Genomic DNA, 3,858 nt, shown 5'->3' on the forward strand with positions numbered 1-3,858 from the left:
ATATATCAATAAATATTAGAATGAATTCTCAACTTGCCCAAACTTTATCAAGAATTTGCAGAAAAAGATTGTCAACTTGCCGAAGATGGAATTAATGAATATGCCGATTTATTAACTCAACAAGATAAACTATAAAAATTGAACGAGGAGAAATAACGAATGAGAAAATATTTTAATGTCATTATCGAAAAAGATGCAGATGGTTATTTAGTTGCATCGGTTCCCGCATTAAAAGGATGTCATACACAAGCAAAAAGTTATGATGAATTAATAGAACGCATTCAAGAAGCTATTGAACTTTGTTTGGAAATAGAGAGCGAAGAATTTGAACCATTAGAGTTTGTAGGTGTACAACGAGTAGAAATTCAGCAATGAGTAATATTCCAGCAGTTACCGGAAAGGAAATAATTTCAGCTTTAAAAAAAGCAGGTTTTGTTGTTGCTAGAATTAAAGGAAGTCATCATTTTTTAATTCATCCCGATGGTAGAAGAACTGTTATTCCTGTTCATGGAAAAGAAACCATTGGAAAAGGATTATTTGCTAAGATTTTACGAGATTGTGAGTTAAGTATTTATGAATTTATTGATTTATTATAGCCAGGCAACTTTACCCGAATTTGTATAAAATGAAAAACATATTTCATTGCTCTAAAACTTTCCTCACCTCAGCTAAAGTTTCTTCTCCTGATATGGGCAATACATTACCATTATAAATTTCATCTCGACGTTTTTTAGCTTAACTCATCCAAGCTTTTTGAATTTTTTCATCTATATCAAACTCTAAACTTTCTACCAGTTTTTCTGTCAAAAAAGCTCTCTGTCTATTTGATAGAGATAAAGCTTCTTTTATTAGTTCATCAATAGATAGCATGATTATTATTTTCAAGATTACAAATACTTAAATTTTAGGTTTAGTAGGGTGCGTTAGGTGCTAGCCGTAACGCACCACTATTCATTTAAAAATCATATAGTAGGGGTGGGTTTCTCAGTTAAATTAACGAGTTTTCACATTTAGTCAAATAAACCCGCCCCCCAATAATGTGACTAACTATCCACATCTAAAATGGTGCGTTACGCTCCGCTAACACACCCTACTGGACTGTTTCATCTAAAACTTTGCAATAGATTTTTGTTTCTAGGTGTCTTTTTCTCCCCACCCTCCCCACACTCCCCATCTAATGCACCATTTAAGATGAAACAAGCCACTACTGGACTCTGAATGTTTACGAATTACCTACTAATTTATCCCGCAAATATTTAATTCTATCCCGCAATTTAGCTGCTTCTTCAAATTCTAAATTTTTCGCTGCTTCTTTCATCTGAGTTTCTAACTTTTTAATCAACTCTGGAACATCATCCAAAGACAATTCATCCACCTGTTCATAAACCTCTTCTAACTGTTGAGAATTTAAACGGCGCGAAACATCCAAAAACGCCAAAATAGAATTACTTTGTTTTTTAACAATAGGCTTCGGTGTAATATTATTCATCTTATTATATGCCAACTGAATTCCTCGCCTTCTTTCAGTTTCATCTATGGCTTTAATCATACTATCTGTCAAATTATCAGCATATAAAATAGCTTGACCCCGAACATGACGCGCTGCTCTACCAATAGTCTGAATTAAAGAACGTTCCGCTCGTAAAAATCCCTCCTTATCCGCATCTAAAATAGCTACTAAAGAAACCTCTGGTAAATCCAAACCTTCCCTTAATAAATTCACCCCAATTAAAACATCAAACTCTCCCTCTCTCAACCCCTGCAAAATCTCAATTCTCTGAATAGAATTAATCTCCGAATGCAAATAACGAACCTTCACATTTTGCTCCTGCAAATATTCAGTCAAATCTTCAGCCATCCGCTTAGTTAAAGTAGTAATTAAAACCCTCTCCTCCAACTTAACTCTTTCCCTAATTTCTCCTAATAAATCGTCAACCTGACCTTCAGTCGGACGCACAAAAATTTCCGGGTCAACAACACCAGTCGGACGAATAATTTGCTCAACAATTCTATCCTCAGACTTTTCTATTTCCCAATTTCCCGGAGTAGCAGAAACCAAAATACATTGATTAACTTTTTGCCAAAATTCATCAGATTTTAAAGGTCGATTATCTGCTGCACTAGGCAAACGAAATCCATGTTCAATTAAAACTTTTTTCCTAGNATTTCCGGGTCAACAACACCAGTCGGACGAATAATTTGCTCAACAATTCTATCCTCAGACTTTTCTATTTCCCAATTTCCCGGAGTAGCAGAAACCAAAATACATTGATTAACTTTTTGCCAAAATTCATCAGATTTTAAAGGTCGATTATCTGCTGCACTAGGCAAACGAAATCCATGTTCAATTAAAACTTTTTTCCTAGCTTGGTCTCCGTTATACATTCCTCGAATTTGCGGAACAGTCACATGAGATTCATCAATAATTAATAACCAATCTTTCGGAAAATAATCAATCAAACATTCCGGCGGTTCCCCCGCTTTTCTACCTGCTAAATGCCGAGAATAATTTTCCACTCCATTACAATATCCCACCTCCCGCAACATTTCTAAATCGTATCTACAACGTTGTTCCAAACGTTGAGCTTCTAACAATTTTCCTGTTTTTTCTAATTCTTCTAATTGCTCTTCTAATTCCACTTCAATATCATTACAAGCCTCTTCCAATCTTTCTTCAGGAGTAACAAAGTGACGCGCCGGATATACATTCAAAGACTCCAAACTTTGGATAATCTTTCCAGTTACAGGGTCAATATAACGAATAGCATCTATTTCATCCCCAAAAAATTCTACCCGAATAATTCTATCCTCATAAGCAGGTCCTATTTCCAAAACATCGCCCTTAACTCTAAACTTTCCTCGACCTAAATCTAAATCATTTCTGGTGTATTGAACTGTCGCTAAATCTCTCAAAATTTGTCGTTGATCAACTTCTTCTCCTACTCGCAAAGGAATAGCTGCTTTTAAATATTCTGCCGGAATTCCTAAACCATAAATACAACTAATCGAAGCCACAACAATTACATCTCGGCGTTCAAAAAGAGACCGAGTTGCAGAGTGACGCAACATATCAATTTCATCATTAATAGAAGCAGTTTTTTCTATATATGTATCCGTCACCGGAATATAAGCTTCCGGCTGATAATAGTCATAATAACTAATAAAATATTCCACAGAATTATCAGGGAAAAAATCTCTTATCTCATTACATAATTGAGCAGCCAATGTTTTATTATGAGCCAACACCAAGGTTGGTCTACCAACATTTTCAATTACAGAAGCTATAGAAAAAGTCTTACCCGTACCAGTAGCTCCTAGTAATGTTTGCAAATTATGTCCAGCTTGGATATTGGTAGTTAATTGAGCGATCGCTTGAGGTTGGTCGCCAGTAGCTTTAAAAGGAGCTTGTAAACAAAATTTTTCCATAATAATCTCAGAATCAATTGTATCATTATTAATGGTAAGTGCTTATGCAAAATAAATTACACAAAGCGTGCTTATGCAAAATAAATTACACATCTCCAATCTTATCCATAAGTTATCAATTCTTTCTCCCTCCATACCTATTCCCTATTCCCTATTCACTCTCTCAACTAGCAAATTCCTAAAAGCACGACTACTTATACTTTAATTCGTCGAACCAGGATAAAAGGAAGGAAAAAGATAAATTTAAAAGTAGATTGAATTTTAATTTAAGAACACTAACTTTAAAATTCGGTTCTGCTTATGAAATCCAAAATTTGAAATAGATAAAAAGGGAAAGTCGAAAGTTTTGCTCTTTAGGTTGTATATCGATTATTTGCTTTTGATTCCTCCTATCCTAATCAAATGTTAGACATCTCCAGAAAATAAATAAAC

4 protein-coding genes and 1 pseudogene are annotated in these 3,858 nt (G+C 34.6%); 2 read left to right on the forward strand and 3 right to left on the reverse strand.

Going from position 1 to position 3,858, the window contains the following annotated elements; genetic code table 11:
* The first annotated feature begins 159 nt into the window (after positions 1–159).
* Both AFK68_RS06765 and AFK68_RS06770 read left to right on the forward strand, forming a co-directional pair.
* Positions 160–375, forward strand: a complete 216-nt coding sequence (locus AFK68_RS06765; protein WP_094672104.1) for a type II toxin-antitoxin system HicB family antitoxin — start codon at positions 160–162, stop codon at positions 373–375.
* Positions 372–596, forward strand: a complete 225-nt coding sequence (locus tag AFK68_RS06770) for a type II toxin-antitoxin system HicA family toxin (RefSeq protein ID WP_094672105.1) — start codon at positions 372–374, stop codon at positions 594–596. The genes AFK68_RS06765 and AFK68_RS06770 overlap by 4 nt, the downstream gene beginning before the upstream one ends.
* Before the next feature lie 139 nt (positions 597–735).
* On the opposite strand, the gene AFK68_RS43345 is transcribed toward AFK68_RS06770, so the two are convergent.
* From AFK68_RS43345 to AFK68_RS06785, 3 genes and pseudogenes are all read right to left on the reverse strand, one after another.
* Positions 736–870 (reverse strand): hypothetical protein, encoded by a 135-nt coding sequence (locus AFK68_RS43345; RefSeq protein WP_256386506.1) that lies wholly within the window; start codon positions 868–870, stop codon positions 736–738.
* 352 nt (positions 871–1,222) lie between these two features.
* On the reverse strand, positions 1,223–2,163 hold a 941-nt coding region (locus AFK68_RS06780), incomplete at its 5' end, for a helicase-related protein (RefSeq protein WP_210407271.1).
* Position 2,164: 1 nt separating this feature from the next.
* Positions 2,165–3,426: pseudogene (locus tag AFK68_RS06785) on the reverse strand (DEAD/DEAH box helicase family protein); the annotation flags it as partial.
* Between the last annotated feature and the right edge of the window lie 432 nt (positions 3,427–3,858).

Origin of the sequence: Hydrocoleum sp. CS-953 (assembly GCF_002260545.1) — a bacterium.
Taxonomy (GTDB): Bacteria; Cyanobacteriota; Cyanobacteriia; order Cyanobacteriales; family Microcoleaceae; genus Trichodesmium.

What these genes read in the sequence shown, in the direction of transcription:
- AFK68_RS43345 (WP_256386506.1), bottom strand. Translation starts at nt 870, where the DNA reads ATGCTATCTATTGATGAACTAATAAAAGAAGCTTTATCTCTATCAAAT.
- AFK68_RS06765 (WP_094672104.1), top strand. Translation starts at nt 160, where the DNA reads ATGAGAAAATATTTTAATGTCATTATCGAAAAAGATGCAGATGGTTAT.
- AFK68_RS06770 (WP_094672105.1), top strand. Translation starts at nt 372, where the DNA reads ATGAGTAATATTCCAGCAGTTACCGGAAAGGAAATAATTTCAGCTTTA.